The following is a 19,266-nucleotide window of genomic DNA, read 5'->3' on the forward strand; positions in this document are numbered from 1 at the left end:
ACCTTCCCCGCCCGCACCGCCGCCTCGCTGACCACCCCGCGCGCCCCGCCGAAGTGGTCCACATGGCTGTGCGTGTAGATCAGCGCCACCACCGGCCGGGGGGGGGGGGGGGGGGGGGGGGGGGGCCCCCCCCCCCCCCCCCCCCCCCCCGCGACTGCCAGGTGACTTGCACGATCCGTGCCGGAAAGCGGTGCAGGGGCACCGGATCAGGCGAGCGTGCCGGCCGGCATCATTGCCGCAGTGCGATGTCGCCGCGCAGCGAGTGGGGGAAGGCCTGGGTGATCACGACATCCACCATCTGGCCAACGAGCCGCTGGCGGCTTGCCTCGGACGCGCCGGGCAGCGCGAAATTGACCACCCGGTTGTTCTCGGTACGGCCGTGCAGCTCGGTCGGGTCCTTGCGCGCCGGCCCCTCGACCAGGATCCGCTGCACCGTGCCCACCATGTTCTGGCTGATGCGCTGCACGTTCTCCTCGATGGTGGCCTGCAGCCGCTGCAGGCGCGCCAGCTTGACCTCGCGCGGCGTGTCGTCGTGCAGGTTCGCCGCCGGCGTGCCCGGGCGCGGGCTGAAGATGAACGAGAAGGAGGTGTCGTAGCCGATCTCCTCGACCATCGCCATCAGCTTGTCGAAGTCCGCGTCGGTCTCGCCGGGAAAGCCGATGATGAAATCCGACGACATGGACATGTCCGGCCGGATCGCGCGCAGCTTGCGGATGATGCTCTTGTATTCGAGCACGCTGTAGCCGCGCTTCATCGCCATCAGGATGCGGTCCGAGGCGTGCTGCACCGGCAGGTGCAGGTGGTTGACCAGCTTGGGCACGCGCGCATAGGTGTCGATCAGGCGCGAGGTGAATTCCTTCGGATGGCTGGTGGTGTAGCGGATGCGCTCGATGCCCGGGATCTCTGCCACGTATTCGATCAGCAGCGCGAAGTCGGCGATCTCGCTGGTGTCCCCCATGGCGCCGCGGTAGGCATTGACGTTCTGGCCCAGCAGCGTCACCTCGCGCACGCCCTGGTCGGCCAGGCCGGCGATCTCGGCCAGCACGTCGTCGAACGGGCGCGACACTTCCTCGCCCCGGGTGTAGGGCACCACGCAGTAGCTGCAGTACTTCGAGCAGCCTTCCATGATCGAGACGAACGCGCTCGGGCCTTCGACGCGGGCGGGCGGCAGATGGTCGAACTTCTCGATCTCCGGGAACGAGATGTCGACCTGCGACTGGCCGGTGTGCTGGCGCCGCGCGATCATGTCGGGCAGCCGATGCAGCGTCTGCGGGCCGAACACCACGTCGACATACGGCGCGCGCGAGACGATCGCGGCGCCTTCCTGGCTGGCCACGCATCCACCGACGCCAATCACCAGATCGGGTTTGACCGCCTTCAGCGCCTTCATCCGGCCCAGTTCCGAAAACACCTTCTCCTGCGCCTTCTCGCGCACCGAACAGGTGTTGAACAGGATCACGTCCGCGTCCTCGGGGTTGTCGGTCTTCTCCAGTCCCTGGCTGGCGTGGAGCACGTCGACCATCTTGTCGGAGTCGTACTCGTTCATCTGGCAGCCGTAGGTCTTGACGAAAACCTTCTTCGGCGCGCCGGCAGCGCTGGCGGGTGCAGGGGTGGCAGCGCCGGCAGGCGGCGCGTCGTGCGGGGTCGAATTCATGGTGCCGATCTCAGTGGTTGACCTGGGGGCATCGGGTGCTTCAGGGCGATAGCATGATCTGCGCGGGCGGGTTGCAACGACAAGCGCGCCACGCGAAGCCCGGTATTCTACCCTCAGCCTGCGCCCCGGGCCGCGCTGCCCGGGCGCGAAAAATCCATCACGCTGTTACACTAGAGGGCTTTTCCCAAGGAAGCGGGCAAGCACCACGCTTTCGCGGCATCGACGCCAGCACGATAGTGCACTCCGGCATGTGCCGTTCATTGAACATCCACGTCGTCCACGCGCCTGGCAGCATGCTGCGCAGGGGCGGCCTAAGCATATTTCATGTCTTTCTCAGATCTTGGCTTGTCAGACAAGCTCGTGCGCGCAGTGGCCGAGCAGGGCTACACCACGCCCACTCCGATCCAGGCGCAGGCCATCCCGGCCATTCTCAAAGGTGGTGACCTTCTCGCCGGCGCGCAGACCGGCACCGGCAAGACCGCCGGCTTCACGCTCCCGATGCTGCAGTTGCTCTCCGACGCCGCGCCCGCGGCGCGCGGCGAGCGCCCGCGCATCCGTGCGCTGGTACTGACGCCGACGCGCGAACTGGCGGCGCAGGTCGAGGAAAGCGTGCGCAACTACGGCAAGTATCTGCGCCTGCGGTCGATGGTGATGTTCGGCGGCGTGGGCATCAATCCGCAGATCGAACAATTGCGCCGTGGCGTCGATATCGTCGTGGCCACGCCGGGTCGTCTGCTGGACCATGTGGGCCAGCGCACGATCGACCTGTCGCATGTCGAGATGCTGGTGCTGGATGAAGCCGACCGCATGCTCGACATGGGGTTCATCCACGACATCCGCAAGATCCTGAACGTGCTGCCGCCCAAGCGGCAGAACCTGCTGTTCTCGGCCACCTTCTCGGACGACATCCGCGCGCTGGCCGACCGTCTGCTGGACAACCCCGCATCGATCGAGGTTGCCCGCCGCAACACCACCGCCGAAACCGTCGCCCAGCGCGTCTATCCGGTCGACCGCGAACGCAAGCGCGAACTGCTGGCGCATCTGGTGCGTACGCACGACTGGCATCAGGTGCTGGTCTTCACCCGCACCAAGCACGGCGCCAACCGGCTGGCCGAGCAGTTGACCCGCGAGGGCCTGTCGGCGCTGGCGATCCACGGCAACAAGAGCCAGTCGGCCCGTACCCGCGCGCTTACCGAATTCAAGGCCGGCACGCTGCGGCTGCTGATCGCGACCGACATCGCGGCGCGCGGCATCGACATCGACCAGCTGCCGCATGTGGTCAACTTCGACCTGCCCAATGTGCCGGAAGACTATGTGCACCGCATCGGCCGCACTGGCCGCGCCGGCGCCGAGGGCGAGGCGGTGTCGCTGGTTTGCGTGGACGAGCACGGCCTGCTGCGCGATATCGAGCGGCTGATCAAGCGCAAGATCGACCAGGTGGTGCTGCCCGGCTTCGAGGTCGACCCGACCATCGCGCCCGAGCCGATCCAGAAGGGACGGCAGGCACGCGGCGGCCAGGGCGGGCAGGGACGCGGCGGCCAGCCTGGCCGCAACGCTGAAGGCCGGCGTGACGGTGCCGAACGGCGCGACGGTGCGGAACGGCGCGAAGGTGCTGGACGGCGCGAAGGCGGCCGTGACCGCGCCCAGGCCGAAGGGCAGGGCGCTGGCGCCGGGCAAGGCCGCCGGCCGCGTCCCGGTAACGGTAACGGTAACGGTAACGGTAACGCTCAGGGCCAGGGCCAGCCCCGGCGTGGCGAGCCGGCCGGACAGCCGGGCGGCCGTGGCGAGGCAGGCAATGGCGCACGCGCGGGCGGCAGAAGCAATGGCGACGCCCCCCGGGACGCCGCCGCGCCGCGCAGCGGACGGCGTCCGGCGCAGCCGCAGGCGGCACTGCTGGGTGGTCAACGCAGCGGCCCGCGCTCATAATCGGCCGCAGGGTCGGTCGGCAACGGGATCCGGCGCGAGGATCGCGTGGATCCGGTCGCCGGCCCGCCAGTACCGCACCACACCGCAGTTCCAAGGCCGGGAGGCAGCGTGAATCACTCCGACAGCGCGAAAGCGACCCCAGCGCAAGCCGATGCATCCGATGTATCCGAGGTATCGGGTGCATCCGGACCCTCGGAGGCCGGGAGCGACCTGCCTTTCGAGGGGCTCACGCCCGATACGATCCTGCATGCGGTCGAAGACGCGGGGCTGGTGCCGGACGGCCGCCTGCTGGCGCTGAACAGCTATGAAAACCGTGTCTGGCAGATCGGCGTGGAAGGCGCCGCTCCGGTGGTGGTCAAGTTCTACCGGCCGGGGCGATGGTCCGACGAGGCGATTCTCGAAGAGCACCAGTTCGTGCAGCAGCTCGCCGACGCCGAGATCCCGGCGGTGCCCGCCTGGCGCGACGCGCAGGGTCGGACGCTGCTGTCGCACGCCGGCTTTCGCTATGCCATCTTCCCGCGCCAGGGCGGGCGCTCCCCGGAACTGGGCCGGCGCGACACGCTGACCTGGCTTGGCCGCTTTATCGGCCGCATTCATGCCGTGGGAGCGGCGCAGCCCTACCGGCATCGGCCTGCACTCGATCTGCAGTCGTTCGGCACGGCGCCGCGCGACTGGCTGCTGGCCCACGACTGCGTGCCGGCCGAGCTGGTGGCGCCGTGGCGCGCGGCGGTGGACCTCGCGCTGGACGGCGTGCGGCGCTGCTACGAGCGCGCGGGGGACGTGTCGATGATCCGGCTGCACGGCGACTGCCACCGCGGCAACGTGCTGTGGATCGACCCCGAGGACGCCCGCGGCGATGCCGCGGGGCCGCATTTCGTCGATTTCGACGACAGCCGCATGGGTCCGGCGATGCAGGACCTGTGGATGCTGCTGGAAGGCGACCGCGCGGCGATGCAGGACCAGCTTGCCGACATCCTGGCCGGCTACGAGGACTTCGCCAGCTTCCCGATGCGCGAGCTGCATCTGCTGGAAGCACTGCGCACGCTGCGGCTGCTGCATTACAGCGCCTGGCTGGCGGCACGCTGGCGCGATCCGGCCTTCCCAGCCGCGTTCCCGTGGTTTGGCACGGGCCGCTATTGGCAGGACCGCATCCTCGAGTTGCGCGAGCAGATCGCGCTGATGGACGAACCGCCCCTGTGGGGCGGCTGAGCGCGCAGGCTTACTTCGTTTCGGGTGCCTTGACCAGCAGCACCGGGCAGGCGGCGTGGGCTACCACGCGGCCTGCCACCGAGCCGAGCACGGCGTCGAAGAAGGAGCCGCGACCGTGGGTGCCGATCACGATGGCGTCGGCGCCGACGGACTTGGCCAGGCCCACGATCTTGTCCGGCGGGAAGCCGCTGAGCGCGTGCTTCTGCACGGGCACGTTGGCGGCTTCCAGAATCTGGCAGACCGACTGCATGGCCTTCTCGCTCTCCTCGCGGTGCCAGCCGTCGATCGATTCCTTGCTGACGAAGGCGCGCACCCCGCCATTGACCTCCGGCGCGACATGGACGACATGGACGGTAAAGTCGCGTTGCAGCAGACCGCCGTTGGCGATGAAGCGGGCAGCGGCGTCGCTGAAGGGGGAGCCGTCGGTGGCGAGCACGATCTGGGACATGGCGATTCTCCTGTCTGGTTTCGAGGGGGCACGCCGGCTCGCGCGTCGCGGGCAGGCTGCTTGAAACAGTGTGGCAGCGCAGCGGCCGGTGCGACACGATCCAGATCAAAAACTATTGAAGTGATCCAGGGGTCATGCCGTAACGCCAGCCATGCGTGCGGCAGGGAAGGCTGGTCCGCCTGCTGCCACCGGTGCGCAACCCGCATCCCTTGCCACCATCCGAGTGCGGAACTGGTCTCAAGTTCCCCCTGCCGCCGCCGTGCCGGGGTTTACCGCCATGTCGCGTCATGCCCCGCTGATAAAATCGCGCGTCTGCCCGCTTTCGCGGCCGTTTTCTGATCCCGCGGATGGCGGCCGGAGCCGCTCCGCTTCCCTGCTTTCATGGTCACCGGATATCTGCGCGTTCTGCTTGCCAGGCTGCACCTGTACATCGGGCTCGGCTTCGGTCTGCTATTTGTGCTGCTGGGGCTGACCGGCGCCGCGCTGGTCTGGCGCGAAGAGATCGACGTCGCGCTCAATCCCGACTTGCTGCTCGCCTCCGCGCCCATCGACGTGCCGGTGTCGCCGATGCACGTGCAGGCCGTCACGCGGGTGCTGGAGGGCGATCCGCGCTACGGCCGCCCGAAGCTGCTGATGCTGCCGCTGTCCGGCCAAGACGTCTTCGTTGCCTGGTATGCGCTGCGCGCCGACAGCCATCCAACGCCGGTGCTGATGAAGGGCAAGGGCAAGGCCATGTCGTTCGAGGGGACCCGGGCGCGCCAGGTGATGATCGACCCGGTCACGCTGGCGGTAAAGGGCGAGCGGATCTGGGGCCAGGCCGGGCTGTCGCGCCCGTTGCTGATGCCCACGCTATTCCATCTCCATCATTACCTGCTGGCGGGCGAGGCCGGGAGGGTGCTGCTCGGTGTCGCCAGCCTGCTGCTGCTGGTTGGCGTGCTGGCCGGCGTAGTGCTGTGGTGGCTACCGCGGGCGCCGGACACTGCCGCGCCAGTGCGGCCGGAGCGGCTGCACCGCCGCGCCGGCATCGTGGCCGCGCCGGTCCTGCTGCTGATCGCGTTTACCGGCTGGTATCTGAACCTGCCCAGGTGGGTGACGCCGCTGGTGGGCGGCGTAATGGAGGTGGCGCCGCCAGTCGCGCCGCCGAAGGCTCCCGCGCCGGGTGCGGGTACGCCGATCGAGCCGGAGCAGGCGATGCAGCGCGCGCAGGCGCTGTTTCCGGACGGGGCGGTCACGCGCGTGGCATTCCCCAAGCGGTCCGCGCCGGCCTACGAGATCCGCTTGCGCCAGCCCGACGAGGTCCGCCAGGGTGAGGGCGCGACCCGGGTCTGGCTCGATGCCTTTTCGGGGGAATTGCTGGCGGTGCGCGATCCGCTGAACGCGCCCGAGGGCGACCGGCTGCTGTACTGGATGTATCCGCTGCATACCGGGGAGGCCTTCGGCATGCCGGGACGGGCGGCGGTCAGCTGCCTGGGCGCCGTGCCGCTGCTGTTTGCGGTGACCGGCGCGCTGGTCTGGTGGAACCGCCGGCGGCTCGCCCGCGCGCGGCAGCGCGCCTGACGCTGCCGTCCGGCGGCCTCGCCCGTCAGATTTCCAGGTTGTCGATCAATCGGGTCGCCCCCAGCCGCGCGGCGGCGAGCACCACCAGCGGCTCGCCGGCGGCCAGATCGTCCGCGCCGGGCGCCTGCAGGTTGCTGCGCTTGCGGATCGACACATAGTCCGGCTTCCAGCCGCGCGCGGCCAGCGTTTCCACCGCCCGCGCCTCGACGGCGGCAATCGCGTGCTGTGCGCCCGCCTGGGCGAGCACTTCGTCTCGCACCTGGTTCAGCGTGCGGTACAGTTGCGGCGCCTCGGCGCGCTCGGTCTCGGACAGGTAGCGGTTGCGCGATGACAAGGCCAGGCCGTCGTCGGCCCGTACGGTCTCGGCCGGCACGATATCGATGGGCAGCGCGAACTGGTTGGCCATCCGGCGCACGATCATCAGCTGCTGGTAGTCCTTCTTGCCGAAGACCGCCACGCGCGGCTGGATGCACGAGAACAGCTTCATCACCACAGTGCAGACGCCGTTGAAGAAGCCCGGGCGGAATTCGCCTTCCAGGATGTCGCCCAGATCGTGCGGCGGATCGACGCGGTATTCCTGCGGCTCGGGGTACATGTCGCGCTCGGTCGGCGCGAACAGCACGTAGACGCCTTCCTTCTGCAGCTTCTCGACGTCGTCCTGCAGCGTGCGCGGATACTTGTCGAAGTCTTCGTTCGGGCCGAACTGCAGCCGGTTGACGAAGATCGATGCCACCACCGGATCGCCATGCTGGCGCGCCAGCCGCATCAGCGACAGATGCCCTTCGTGCAGATTGCCCATGGTCGGCACGAACGCGACGCGGTTCTGCCCGCGCAACTGATCGCGCAGCTCATGGATCGAGGAGATGACTTTCATGAATTCGGTGGTGCTGTCGTGATGGGAAGGACGCGATGGACCGCAAGAGGCGCAGCCCAACGGCGGGGCACCGGTCTGGTGCCGGCTGTCGGCGGATTGTAGATCATGTGCGGCGCCGCGTCCGCCGGCGCAGGACATTGCGCTCCCATTGCCGGGAACGGGCCGCGGTGGCGTCAGGCCGGCGTATAGGCCAGGCGCACGTAGATCGGCGCGTACGGTTCGGCCTGCGTGATTTCGAGCAGCGCTTCGCGCGACAGCTCGAGCATCGCGATGAAGTTGACGACCACCACCGGCACGCCCTTGCCCGAGCGGATGGCGTCCTCGAACAGCTCGGTGAACTCCATGAAGCGCGCATGCTGCAGCCGGCGCAGGATCTGGCTCATATGCTCGCGCACCGACAGTTCTTCGCGCGAGATCTTGTGGTGCTGGTTCAGCTTGGCGCGGCGCAGTACGTCCGCCCAGGCGGCCTGCAGGTCGCCGGTGTCCACGTCGGGAAAGCGTGGCGCGGCGCTCTGCTCGATATAGACCTGCGAGCGCAGGAAGTCCCGTCCGAGCTGCGGCACCTCGTCCAGCCGCTGCGCCGCCAGCTTCATCTGCTCGTACTCCAGCAGACGCCGCACCAGTTCGGCGCGCGGATCTTCCGCGTCCTCGTCGCTGTCGGCCTTCTTGACCGGCAGCAGCATCCGCGACTTGATCTCGATCAGCATCGCGGCCATCAGCAGGTACTCGGCGGCCAGCTCCAGGTTGCTCTTGCGGATCTGCTCGACATACGCCAGGTACTGGTTGGTGACCTGCGACATCGGAATGTCGAGCACGTTGAAATTCTGCTTGCGGATCAGGTACAGCAGCAGATCCAGCGGGCCTTCGAACGCCTCGAGAAAGATCTCCAGGGCGTCGGGCGGGATATAGAGATCCTGCGGCAGCTTGAACAGCGGCTCCCCGTACAGACGCGCGAAGGCCATGCCATCCACCGTGTCGGGGGTGGCAGCCTCTGCCGCCGCGCTGGGCAATTCGATTGCCAGGGCGAGCTTGTCCTGTTCGCTGGAATTCATCTGGGCGGGAAGTCGCGGCGTGGCGGGGGCACCGCCAGCGCCGACGCCGTTACCGGGATCAGTCCAGCGAGTAGACGTAAGGTTTCTGCGGCACGCGCGAGGCTTCCGCGCGCTGGCGCTCTTCCAGGTCGATCGGGGCCTTGTCCCACAGGATGGCGCGGCCCTGACGCTGCTCGGCTTCGATCGAGGGGCGCTGCTGCTTCAGCGACTTGAGGAACTGGGTGATGTCCGATTCGTAGAGAGCCATGGTTCGAGAGCAATGCGGGTTGTGCAAACGTCAGGATTTTACCGTATTGGCGCCTGGCGGCAGCCTCCGGTGCTGCCGCACGACCGCCAGTTTTTCGGCATGGGGCCTGGACTGTGGTCAAATAACGACTTTGTCGGACCGCGACGACGAATGATATTGCACCTGGGCATCATGCGAATCCGCCTCGCCCGCGGCAAGGCCGGCAAGGCGCCGGACGCCGTGACGCTGTGCCGCCCCACGCGGCGCATCCCTGCTTCGCGGGTCCTGCCGTCCCTGGTTGTCCTGCTGGCCACCGTCGCCGGCACGCTGCTGGCCGTTTCCCCGGCGCTGGCCGCCTATCGCGTCGAAGTCGAAGCTCCCGACCCGCTCAAGGACATCCTGCAGGAGCACCTGGACCTGGTCCGCTACCGGGAGCGCACCGATCTGACCGACGACCAGTTCGCCTACATGGTGGAAACCGTCGGTGACCAGGTACGCCAGTTCGCCGCCACCGAAGGCTGGTTCGATCCGCAGACCACGGCCCGCGTGGAGGGCAGCGGCGACAAGCGCGTGGTGCACATCAGCGTCGATCCGGGCGCGCGCACCCTGATCCGCGATGTCAACGTCAGTGTGGACGGTCCCGCCGCCACCCGGTCCCCGCGGCAGGTCGCCGACCTGGTGAAGAACTGGGGACTGCCGGCCGGTCATGCCTTCCGCCAGGGCGACTGGGACAAGGCCAAGGAGGACGCGCTGGTATCGCTGCAGAGCGATACCTACTACGGCGCCAAGCTGGAAGAATCGCAGGCGCGCATCCTCGCCGACGAACAGGCCGCCGACCTGACCGCCCGCTACGACAGCGGGCCGGCCTACCGGATGGGGCCGCTGGTGGTCGAGGGCGCGCGCCGCTATCCCGAGCGGATCGTGCGCAACGTCAATCGGCTCGGCGTGGGCGAGCCCTACCATGTGGAGCGGCTGCTGGACCTGCAGCGGGCGGTGCAGAACCAGCCCTACTACTCCAACGTGCAGGTCGACCTGGGCGAGGCGGCGCCCGACGACGACGGCCAGGATGACACCGTGACCGCGCCGGTGGTGGTGCGCGTGCGGGAGTATCCGCCGCACCGGATCACCTCCGGGGTCGGTTACAACACCGACACCGGGGCGCAGGTCGAAGGCCGCTATTCGTACTACAACATGTTCAACCGGGCCTGGGTGCTCGACTCCCAGGCGCGGATCGAGCAGAAGCGCCAATACGGTTTCCTGGAGCTGGCGATGCCGCCGGACAGCCGGACCTACCGCAACAGCGTGTATGGCAGCTACGACCATACCCGCGACCTGGAAAACACCGACACCACCAGCTGGCGCGGCGGCCTGCGGCGCTCCCGTTCGCTGGATCGGATCGACACCACGCTGTCGCTCGACTTCTTCTACGACAGCCTCGAACCCTATGGGCAGCCACGGCAGCTGAGCCGCGCGCTGGTGCCGCAATACGCCTGGACCCGCCGCAACGTCGACAACGAGATCTTCCCGCGCCGCGGCAATGTCATCAACACGCAGGTCGGCGCGGCGGTGGAGGGCATCCTGACCGACCAGAGCTTTGCGCGTTTCTACGGCCGGATCCGGCAGTACATCCCGGTGCGCTCGCGCGACCTGGTGCTGGCACGGCTGGAAGTGGGCGCCAACCTGACCAGCGGGGGCGCAAGCGGCATTCCCGCGTCGCTGCGCTTTCGTGCCGGCGGCACGGATTCCGTGCGCGGCTACGACTATCAGTCGATCGGCACGCGCCAGGGCAACAGCGTGTTGCCCGCCAAGTATCTGGTGACCGGCAGCCTGGAATACCAATACTGGTTCAAGCCAGACTGGGGCGCGGCGGTGTTCTGGGATGCGGGCACCGCGACCGACGACCTCGATGGCGTGCGGATCTACCACGGCATCGGCGTCGGCGCACGCTGGAGGAGTCCGGTCGGCCCGGTCCAGCTGGACATCGGCTACGGCATCCAGCAGCAGCAGTTCCGGCCGCATATTTCCCTGGGGGTGGCGTTCTGATGCGGGGCAGCGATCGATCCCCGGCGCCGGACAAGGCCGGCCTCCACCATTCCGGCAGCGCGCGGAGGCAGGCATGAACGGCACCGACATGCCGGCCGTGCCGGCCCAGGGCAGCGAGCCCCGCGCGCCCCGCAAGCGCCCGCGCTGGGTGCGGGCGCTGCTGTGGTTCCTGCTGGTGCTGGTGGCGCTGATCGTGCTGGCGGTGGCCGGCCTGCTGGTCGCCCTGCGCACCGAGACCGGCTCGCGCGAACTGTGGGGCCTGGCGGGCCGGCTCACCGGCGGCGCGCTGACCGGGCAGTTCGAGGGGGGCACGTTCGCCAATGGGGTGCGCCTGCGCGATGTTGCCTTCGTGCGCGGCGACACCCGTATCGACGTGACGAGTATCGACGGCAACTGGGCGCTGGCATGGCGGCTCGGCCCGGGCGGCGCTCGCCTGCATGTGGCCTGGCTGCGCATCGGCGAGGTGCAGGTCAACCTGCCCCCGGCCGTCGACGAGCCGGACGACAAGCCGGCCACCATGCCGCAGTCGCTCGAGCTGCCGCTGACGGTGGACGTCGACTCGCTGACACTGCAGCGGCTGACCTTGCGCCGCGGCCTGCTTGCCACGCCGGCGACGGACCCGATGGTGGAGATTACCGACCTGGCCGCGTCGCTGCATTCGGACGGCGAGCGGCATCGGCTGAGTCTGGCCAATGTCGGCACCCCCTACGGCAAGCTCTCGGCCAACGCGCAGCTCGGCGGGGCGGCGCCGTTTCCGCTCAATGCCGAGGCGCTGCTGGAGGGCAGCTGGCAGAAGGAGAGCTTCAGCCTGAGCGCGCGCGCGGCGGGCAATCTGGAGTCGCTGCGGGCCGATCTCGAAGCCACCGGCGAGCGCATCCGCGCGCGCGGCGAGGCCGACGTGACGCCGTTCGGCACGGTGCCGTTCACCCGCCTGGTGCTGCGCGGCGACCGCATCGATCCGCGCCTGTTCAGTCCGTCCGCGCCCCAGGCCAATCTGAGCGTGCAGGCCGACCTGCGGCCGGTCAGGCCGGCTGCCGCTCCCGCTCCCGCTCCCGCTCCGGCAAGCGCTCCCGCGGCCAGCGCGCCTGCCGCGAGCGTCCCGGCGGCCAGCGCGCCACCGGGCGGTGCGGCACCGGGCGGTGCTGCACCTCCGGCGGCGGCGCCCCTGACGGTGGCCGGCCCGATCAGCATCACCAATAGCGAAGCGGGCGCGATCGACACCGGCCGGCTGCCGGTGACCACCATCGAGGCGAGCGTCGAACTGAACGCCTCGGCCCAGCATGTGCGCGAGCTGCGCATCGGCCTGAGCGGAGACGGGGAGATTGCCGGCTCGGGTTCGTTGCGCGACGGTCATGGCGGCTTCGACCTCGATGTGCGCCGGGTGGATCCGCATGCGCTGCACGGCGCGCTGCGGCCGATGCGCCTGTCCGGTCCGGTCATCGTCCGGCTCGAACCGGGACGCCAGAGCGTGGCGCTGGACATCGGCGGCGGACCGTTGAAGCTGTTTGCCGACGCCCGCATCGACGCCGAGGCGGTCACGCTGGCGGCGCTGCGGGTTGGCCTGGCCGACGGCAGCGTGCAGGCGGAAGGGCGGCTGGGTCTGAAGGAGCAGCAGCCCTTCGCCTTCAAGGGCCGCATCGCCAATCTGGACCCGTCGCGGCTGGCGGATGTCGCGCGCGGCCGCATCAACGCCAGCTTCGACGCCAATGGCACGCTGGCGGAGGTCATCCGCGCCGCGCTGGATTTCAGCATCGGCGACAGCGAGTATGCCGGGCTGCCGATGACCGGGGGCGGCAAGGTGCGCGTCGCGGGCAAGCGGCTGCTGCCAAGCGAGGCGACGCTGTCGATGGCGGGCAACCGCGCCGACGTTCGCGGCAGCTTCGGCGCGCCCGGAGACCGGCTGCGGGTGGCGGTGGACGCGCCGCAGCTGGACCGCCTGCGCTTCGGCGTGAGCGGCGCGCTCAAGCTGGACGGCGACGTCGCGGGCACGATCGAGCGGCCCGAAGTGACCGCCACTTATTCGGCCAGTGCGCTGGCGTTCGGCGAGCACCGGCTGGCGTCGGCCAACGGCAGCGCCGAGCTGCGCGGCGGGCTGGACGGCCCGCTGCGTTTCCGTCTCGATGCCAGCGGGTATCGCGGGCCGCAGATGGGCATGCGCACCCTGAGCGCCCGGCTCGACGGCACCCAGGCCAATCACACCTTCGAGGCCAGCGGCGAAGGCCGCATGCGCGGCAATCCGCTGCAACTTGCCGTGGCCGGCCAGGGGAGCTGGCAGGGCGAGCGCTGGAGCGGCACCCTGCGCACGCTGCAGGAAACCGGCACCTTCGACCTGCGCCTGGCCCAGCCGGTCACCGTCACCGCGGCGGCGCAGCAGCTGGTGCTGGGGGCGACCCGGCTGACGTTCGGGCCCGGCACCATCACCATCGGTGCGCTCGACTGGAACCGCGGCCGGATCCGCTCGAACGGCGCCATCGACGGCCTGCGCGTGGCGCATCTGCTGCAAATCATGGAAACCGTCACCGGAGACGCGCCGCCGGTGCGCTCGGACCTGGTGCTGGACGGCAACTGGAACCTGAATCTGGCCGAAACCGCGTCGGGGTTTGCCGAACTGCGCCGCCGCGGCGGCGACCTGTCGGTCAATGCCGGCCGCGGCTTCACCACCCTCGGCCTGGGCCAGACCGTGTTGCGCGCCGACATCGCGGGCGGACGCATCCAGCTGCGTGGCAACGTGGAGTCGTCGCGGATCGGCTCGGTGCGCGTCGATACCTTTGCCGGGTTGACGCCGACGCAGGGCGTGCAGTCGGTGACGCCAGCCTCCGCCATCGGCGGTCGCGTGGTGCTGGACGTGCCGAAGCTGGCGGCGGTGGAGACGCTGACCGGCCCGCAATACGGGCTGGAAGGAAGACTGGCTGCCACGCTCGATCTGGCCGGCACGGTCGGCGCACCGCTGCTGACCGGCGCCGTCAGCGGCGATGACCTGGGTGTCACGCTGTACGACCAGGGCATCCGGCTGCAGAACGGCACGATACGCATCGCCCTGGACCGCAACGTGATCGAGCTGCGGCAGGTGGTGTTCCATGGCGGCGACGGCACGCTGACCGCCAGCGGCAATGTGCGGCTGGGCGAAGCCGATCCGACGTTGTCGGCGCGGATCGTCGCCGACCGGCTGCAGCTGTTCGCCAGTCCGGAACGGACGCTGGTGCTGTCCGGCCAGGCCACCATGGCCAGCGAAGCGCGCCAGCTGGCCATCCGCGGCCAGTTCCGTGTCGATCGCGGCCTGTTCGACCTGCCCAAGGCCAGCGCGCCGGTGCTGGGCGACGACGTGGTGGTGATCCGCAATGACGATCGGCGCCGCCGCCAGCTGCGCACCGAGTCGACGCCGGTGGTGCCCGAGTCCAGGCCGACGCCGGGCTTCGCGCCGGTGATCGACCTCGCGCTGGATCTGGGCAGCAATTTCCGTTTCCGGGGCGCCGGCGCCGATCTGTTGCTGGCCGGACGCCTGAATGTCGACAGCGAGCCGTTGACGCCGCTGCGGGTGACCGGTACGGTCAACGTGGTCAACGGTACCTACGAAGCCTTCGGCCGGCGCCTGCAGATCGTGCGCGGCGTGGTCAACTTCAATGGCCCGGTGAACAATCCCAACCTCAATATCCGCGCGATGCGGCTGAACCAGGAAGTGGAGGCCGGCGTCGAGGTCACCGGCACGGTGCGCTTCCCGCGTGTGCGGCTGGTCTCCGAGCCCAATGTGCCGGACGAGGACAAGCTGTCCTGGCTGATGTTCGGCTACGGCGCGGAGAATGCCGGCACCGCGCAGCAGCAGGCGTTGAGCGGCCAGGCGCTGGGCGGCGCCGCGCTCGGCATGCTGGGCTCGCGCGCCGGCAAGGGCGTGGCGCAGCGCTTCGGCTTCGACGAGTTCTCGATCGGACCGAGCACGGCGGGGCTGACCGACACGCAGGTGGTCAGCGTGGGCAAGGCGGTGACCGAGAAGATCACCGTGGGCTACGAGCAGGGCCTGACCTCGGCCGGCAACGTCGTCAAGCTGACCTGGGCCTTCTCGCGCCGCTGGTCGTTGCTGGCGCGAGGCGGCTCGATCAACGGTGCCTCCTTGCTGTTCAACCGGCGCTTCAGCAGCTGGAGCGCCCTGTTCTCAGGCGGACCGGCGCGCCGGGATGCCGACAGGAGAGTCAATGAGAGTGACGCCGACCGGCCGCAAGGGGCCGGACCAGCAGAACGTGCCGATGGCGGCGAGGGGTCCGGGGACGCTACGCCAGCGGTGGAGCCTGTCCGTCGATGACAGCGCCAACGCGCAGCGCCACCGCGGCGGTCCCCGCCGCGGGTTGGCAGCGATGGGCCTGATCGCGTCGGTGCTGGCGCTGTTCGGTTGCGACCAGCGCAAGGTGGACGAGGCCGTGAACCGCGCGCAGGAAGGCGCGCGAGCGTTCTGGCATTCGGTACAGCCGGACAGGACGCTGTTTCGCGGCATCGAGACCGGCGTCTCCACCGAGGAGGATGTCAGGCGCACCGCCGGGCGGCCCGACCTCGTCTGGGAAGACGAGAGCGGGGCGCGCACGCTGGAGTACCCGCGCGGACCGGAGGGCGCCACCACGTGGCAGGTCACCATCGGCACGGACGGCCGCGTGGCCAGGATCGAGCAGGTGCTGACCGCGGAGAATTTTGCCCGGGTGCGGGCGGGGATGAGCGAGGACGGCGTGCGCCGGCTGCTGGGGCGGCCGACCACCGTGGAAGCGTACGCCCGCAAGCGCGAGACGGTATGGAGCTACCGCTGGTGGGAGAGCAGCCAGCAGCAGGCCATGTTCAATGTGCACTTCGGCGCCGATGCCCGCGTCACGCACACCTCGCGCAGCGACGATCCATCGACCACGAAGGGAGGCTGAGCGGGACCGGGCGTCCCGCTCCCGCCCTCGGGCCTAGCGGATACGCATGCCCGGCACGGCGCCTTCGTGCGGTTCGAGGATGAACAGGCCCGGCGTGGCCTTTTCGTCCGCCGCCGAGGCCGCCAGCACCATCCCTTCGGACAGGCCGAACTTCATCTTGCGTGGCGCCAGGTTGGCCACCACCACGGTCAGCTTGCCGACCAGCTGCTCGGGCTGGTAGGCCGACTGGATGCCCGAGAACACGTTGCGGGTCTTGCCTTCGCCCAGGTCCAGCGTCAGTTGCAGCAGCTTGTTCGAGCCCTCGACCTTGCTGCACGCGACGATGCGCGCCACGCGCAGGTCGACCTTGGCGAAGTCGTCGATGGTGATGGTGTCCGCCACGGGCTCGATCGCCGCGCCGCTGGCCTGCGCCTGCGGCGCCGTGGCCTGCAGCGAGTCGCGGTTGGCGGCGAGCAGCGCCTCGATCTGCTTGGCATCGACGCGGGTCATCAGATGCTGGTACGGCTGGATCGGCAGCTCGCTGCGCAGCGGCCGGGTCACCGAGGCCCAGTCCAGCGGCGCGATATTCAGGAAGCGCTCCACTGCCGCGGCCACGTTCGGCACCACCGGTTTCAGGTAGACCGTCAGGATGCGGAACGCTTCCAGCGAGATCGAGCACGCCGCGTGCAGTGCCGCGCGCTGGTTCTCGTCGCGCGCCAGTTCCCAGGGCTTCTCGGTGTCGACATAGGCGTTGACCGCATCGGTCAGCTCCATCACCAGGCGCAGCGCCTTGCTGTATTCGCGCGCTTCGTAGAGCTGGGCGACCTGCGGCGCGGCATCGCGCAGCTGTGCCAGCAGCGGATGTCCCAGCGCGGTGTCGTCCACCTTGCCGTCGAAGCGCTTGACGAGGAAGCCGGCGGCGCGGCTGGCGATATTGACGTACTTGCCGACCAGGTCGCTGTTGACCCGCGAGATGAAGTCGTCCAGGTTCAGGTCCAGGTCTTCCATGCTCGCGTTGAGCTTGGCGGCGAAGTAATAGCGCAGCCACTCCGGATTCATGCCGGTGTCGATATAGCTCTGCGCGGTGATGAAGGTGCCGCGCGACTTGCTCATCTTGGCGCCGTCCACGGTCAGGAAGCCGTGCGCAAACACGTTGGTCGGCGTGCGGTGGCCGGAGAACTTGAGCATCGCCGGCCAGAACAGCGTGTGGAAGTACAGGATGTCCTTGCCGATGAAGTGATACTGCTCGGCATCGGAGTCCGGGCTGACCCAGCTGGCGAAATCCATGCCCTTGCGCTGGCACAGGTTCATCAGGCTCGCGTAGTAGCCGATCGGCGCGTCCAGCCAGACATAGAAGAACTTGCCCGGCGCACCGGGGATCTCGAAGCCGAAGTAGGGCGCATCGCGCGAGATGTCCCAGTCCGACAGCGTCGACGCCTCGCCATCGCTGCCCAGCCACTCCTGCATCTTGTTGGCCGCCTCGGGCTGCGCCAGACCCGCCACCCACTCGCGCAGGAAGCGCTCGCAGCGCGGATCGGACAGCTTGAAGAAGTAGTGCGTCGAGGTCTTGCGCACCGGCGTCGCACCCGACACCACCGAGTACGGGTTCTTCAGCTCGGTCGGGCTGTAGGTGGTGCCGCAGACTTCGCAGGAGTCGCCGTACTGGTCCTTCGCGCCGCACTTGGGACACTCGCCCTTGATGAAGCGGTCGGGCAGGAACATCGACTTGACGGGATCGAAGAACTGCTCGACATCGCGCTCGGCGATCAGGTCCTGTTCCTTGAGTGCCAGGTAGAACGACTCGCACAGCTGGCGGTTCTCGTCCGCATCGGTGCTGTGATAGTTGTCGAACGACACCAGGAAGCTGTCGAAATCGCGCTTGTGCTCGGCCCAGACGCGGTCGATCAGCTGCTTGGGCGTGATGCCTTCCTTCTCCGCGCGCAGCATGACCGGGGTGCCGTGGGTATCGTCGGCGCCGACGTAATAGACCTCGTTGCCCATCATGCGCTGGAAGCGCACCCAGATATCGGTCTGGATGTACTCGACCAGATGGCCGATGTGAATCTGGCCATTGGCGTAGGGAAGGGCGGAAGTGACGAGGATTCGACGTGCTGTCATGGAATGGCGGTCGGGAATGCGGTTGGTGTCGTGTGCCCTGGCGCGCGGGGCGCGGGGGAAACCGCCATTCTAGCAAGCGATGGGCGATGGCTTTCGTCGCGATTGCCCGGCCGTGGCCGCAATGGGCGTCGCGGCCAAAAAAAAGCGCCGGTCAGAGCCGGCGCAGCTTTCCACAACGGAAAAGGAGGAGAAATCAGGTACCGCCCGGGAGGTCAGCCACCAATCGCGAGCCAGCAACGGCAGCAAGCGGTACCTGTCTCTATGACAGGGTCAGCCGCCGATTGGTTTCAAAAAAATTTCGACGCGGCGATTTTGCGCGCGGCCGGCTTCGGTCTTGTTGTCCGCAATGGGCTGGGTTTGGCCCCGTCCCTCGGATGCCAGCCGGTTCGAAGCGACGCCGCGTTCACCCAGATAGGTGGACACGCTCTGGGCGCGGCGCTGCGACAGCCGCATGTTGTAGGGCGCGTTGCCGGTGCTGTCGGTATGGCCGATCACCGTGGCCGACACGTCCTGGTGCTGGTTCAGCGTCTGCGCGACCTGGTCCAGCACGGAGCGGAAGCTCGGCTTGATGGTGGCGCTGTCGGTGTCGAAGGTAACCTGGCTGGGGATGTTCACCTTCAGCGAGCCGTCCGGCTGCTCGGTAATCTGGGTGCCGGTCCCGGCGGTGTCCCGGTTCAGCTTGCCGCGGATGGCGTTCCAGTTGTACCCGACCGTACCGCCCGCGGCCGCGCCGACGGCGGCGCCCACGGCCGTGCCGGTGCTGTTGCCACCGATCAGGTTGCCAAGGCCGGCCCCGACGGCGGCGCCGACGCCGGTGCCCACTGCGGTATGCGTACCTTGCTCAGTGGCGCAGCCGGCCGCCAGGGCGGCGACGATCGAGAGGCTGACGAGCTTGACTTTCATGCTTTCTCCTTCTGACGACTTTTGATGTTTGGTCGCCGGCGCTGATTGGCAACGCGCCGCGCGGTGGCCAGTCGTGTTGAATTGTGACTTGTAACTAACGTTGGCGCCGTGAACCGGCTGGTAACTCTTCCTTGCGGAATGCCTTATTGCGCCAGCACCGTCACAAAAGCGCAAGTCGGCGTCTTCTGACACAAGCACGGCGGCTGGGCAGATGAACCGCCGGCCTGGCGGTCTTGGGCGGGGCTGGCCGCAGGGGCACTACAATAGGCATAGCCCCCCTCGTGCACAAGCGGCGGCCTGTGACATTTGTAAGCGGCTGTAATCCCCTTGCAAAATGAGGGGTATTGGCAGTTCAGCCACAGCGGCGAACCTTCCCGGCGGG

At 68.7% G+C, this 19,266-nt stretch carries 13 protein-coding genes and 1 pseudogene; 6 read left to right on the plus strand and 8 right to left on the minus strand.

Annotation, left to right across the window (positions count from 1 at the left end; all coding sequences use genetic code 11):
- Positions 1-104, minus strand: a pseudogene (locus tag K6V06_RS20900) (MBL fold metallo-hydrolase); the annotation flags it as partial.
- A 125-nt stretch (positions 105-229) separates the two neighbouring features.
- The gene (gene miaB, locus K6V06_RS19960) at positions 230-1,546 is read right to left on the minus strand and encodes a tRNA (N6-isopentenyl adenosine(37)-C2)-methylthiotransferase MiaB (RefSeq protein WP_255581991.1); all 1,317 of its coding nucleotides are present in this window, start codon (positions 1,544-1,546) and stop codon (positions 230-232) included.
- Positions 1,547-1,978: 432 nt separating this feature from the next.
- Between miaB and K6V06_RS19965 the strand changes: the two genes are divergently transcribed.
- Positions 1,979-3,580: a DEAD/DEAH box helicase gene (locus K6V06_RS19965; protein ID WP_222245881.1), complete on the plus strand. Its 1,602-nt coding sequence runs from the start codon at positions 1,979-1,981 to the stop codon at positions 3,578-3,580.
- Between the two features lie 210 nt (positions 3,581-3,790).
- On the plus strand, positions 3,791-4,789 hold the full coding sequence (locus tag K6V06_RS19970; protein WP_255581992.1) for a serine/threonine protein kinase: 999 nt from the start codon (positions 3,791-3,793) through the stop codon (positions 4,787-4,789).
- A 10-nt stretch (positions 4,790-4,799) separates the two neighbouring features.
- On the opposite strand, the gene K6V06_RS19975 is transcribed toward K6V06_RS19970, so the two are convergent.
- A complete protein-coding gene (locus tag K6V06_RS19975) occupies positions 4,800-5,237 on the minus strand; it encodes a universal stress protein (protein WP_222245883.1) in 438 nt (145 codons plus the stop codon).
- A 381-nt stretch (positions 5,238-5,618) separates the two neighbouring features.
- Here K6V06_RS19975 and K6V06_RS19980 point away from each other — a divergent pair, with 381 nt between their 5' ends.
- Positions 5,619-6,794 (plus strand): PepSY domain-containing protein, encoded by a 1,176-nt coding sequence (locus K6V06_RS19980; protein WP_222245884.1) that lies wholly within the window; start codon positions 5,619-5,621, stop codon positions 6,792-6,794.
- A 25-nt stretch (positions 6,795-6,819) separates the two neighbouring features.
- Here the strand turns inward: K6V06_RS19980 and panC are convergent, their stop codons facing one another.
- The 3 genes from panC to K6V06_RS19995 form a co-directional block, all read right to left on the minus strand.
- Positions 6,820-7,668, minus strand: a complete 849-nt coding sequence (panC, locus tag K6V06_RS19985; RefSeq protein WP_222245885.1) for a pantoate--beta-alanine ligase — start codon at positions 7,666-7,668, stop codon at positions 6,820-6,822.
- Positions 7,669-7,841: 173 nt separating this feature from the next.
- Positions 7,842-8,720, minus strand: coding sequence for a ScpA family protein (locus K6V06_RS19990; RefSeq protein WP_222245886.1), 879 nt, complete (start codon positions 8,718-8,720; stop codon positions 7,842-7,844).
- Positions 8,721-8,778: 58 nt separating this feature from the next.
- Positions 8,779-8,967 (minus strand): DUF3460 family protein, encoded by a 189-nt coding sequence (locus tag K6V06_RS19995; RefSeq protein WP_222245887.1) that lies wholly within the window; start codon positions 8,965-8,967, stop codon positions 8,779-8,781.
- 150 nt (positions 8,968-9,117) lie between these two features.
- Between K6V06_RS19995 and K6V06_RS20000 the strand changes: the two genes are divergently transcribed.
- The 3 genes from K6V06_RS20000 (at position 9,118) to bamE (ending at position 15,884) form a co-directional block, all read left to right on the plus strand.
- Complete coding sequence (locus K6V06_RS20000) at positions 9,118-10,989, plus strand: autotransporter assembly complex family protein (RefSeq protein ID WP_222245888.1); 1,872 nt, start codon at positions 9,118-9,120, stop codon at positions 10,987-10,989.
- 73 nt (positions 10,990-11,062) lie between these two features.
- Positions 11,063-15,283 carry a translocation/assembly module TamB domain-containing protein gene (locus tag K6V06_RS20005; protein ID WP_222245889.1) on the plus strand — a complete coding sequence of 1,407 codons (4,221 nt, stop codon included), beginning with the start codon at positions 11,063-11,065 and terminating at the stop codon, positions 15,281-15,283.
- 52 nt (positions 15,284-15,335) lie between these two features.
- The gene (gene bamE, locus K6V06_RS20010; RefSeq protein ID WP_222245911.1) at positions 15,336-15,884 is read left to right on the plus strand and encodes an outer membrane protein assembly factor BamE; all 549 of its coding nucleotides are present in this window, start codon (positions 15,336-15,338) and stop codon (positions 15,882-15,884) included.
- Between the two features lie 33 nt (positions 15,885-15,917).
- Here bamE and metG read toward each other — a convergent pair whose 3' ends face one another.
- Together metG and K6V06_RS20020 are read right to left on the minus strand one after the other, a co-directional pair.
- Positions 15,918-17,981, minus strand: a complete 2,064-nt coding sequence (metG, locus tag K6V06_RS20015) for a methionine--tRNA ligase (protein ID WP_222245890.1) — start codon at positions 17,979-17,981, stop codon at positions 15,918-15,920.
- Between the two features lie 270 nt (positions 17,982-18,251).
- A complete protein-coding gene (locus K6V06_RS20020) occupies positions 18,252-18,884 on the minus strand; it encodes an OmpA family protein (protein ID WP_222245891.1) in 633 nt (210 codons plus the stop codon).
- Between the last annotated feature and the right edge of the window lie 382 nt (positions 18,885-19,266).

This window comes from Cupriavidus sp. AU9028, from assembly GCF_019795295.1.
Taxonomy (GTDB): domain Bacteria; phylum Pseudomonadota; class Gammaproteobacteria; order Burkholderiales; family Burkholderiaceae; genus Cupriavidus.

What these genes read in the sequence shown, in the direction of transcription:
- K6V06_RS19990 (WP_222245886.1), bottom strand. Translation starts at nt 8,720, where the DNA reads ATGAATTCCAGCGAACAGGACAAGCTCGCCCTGGCAATCGAATTGCCC.
- K6V06_RS19965 (WP_222245881.1), top strand. Translation starts at nt 1,979, where the DNA reads ATGTCTTTCTCAGATCTTGGCTTGTCAGACAAGCTCGTGCGCGCAGTG.
- K6V06_RS19980 (WP_222245884.1), top strand. Translation starts at nt 5,619, where the DNA reads ATGGTCACCGGATATCTGCGCGTTCTGCTTGCCAGGCTGCACCTGTAC.
- miaB (WP_255581991.1), bottom strand. Translation starts at nt 1,546, where the DNA reads ATGAACGAGTACGACTCCGACAAGATGGTCGACGTGCTCCACGCCAGC.
- panC (WP_222245885.1), bottom strand. Translation starts at nt 7,668, where the DNA reads ATGAAAGTCATCTCCTCGATCCATGAGCTGCGCGATCAGTTGCGCGGG.
- K6V06_RS19995 (WP_222245887.1), bottom strand. Translation starts at nt 8,967, where the DNA reads ATGGCTCTCTACGAATCGGACATCACCCAGTTCCTCAAGTCGCTGAAG.
- bamE (WP_222245911.1), top strand. Translation starts at nt 15,336, where the DNA reads ATGGGCCTGATCGCGTCGGTGCTGGCGCTGTTCGGTTGCGACCAGCGC.
- K6V06_RS19975 (WP_222245883.1), bottom strand. Translation starts at nt 5,237, where the DNA reads ATGTCCCAGATCGTGCTCGCCACCGACGGCTCCCCCTTCAGCGACGCC.
- K6V06_RS20020 (WP_222245891.1), bottom strand. Translation starts at nt 18,884, where the DNA reads ATGAAAGTCAAGCTCGTCAGCCTCTCGATCGTCGCCGCCCTGGCGGCC.
- K6V06_RS20000 (WP_222245888.1), top strand. Translation starts at nt 9,118, where the DNA reads ATGATATTGCACCTGGGCATCATGCGAATCCGCCTCGCCCGCGGCAAG.
- K6V06_RS20005 (WP_222245889.1), top strand. Translation starts at nt 11,063, where the DNA reads ATGAACGGCACCGACATGCCGGCCGTGCCGGCCCAGGGCAGCGAGCCC.
- metG (WP_222245890.1), bottom strand. Translation starts at nt 17,981, where the DNA reads ATGACAGCACGTCGAATCCTCGTCACTTCCGCCCTTCCCTACGCCAAT.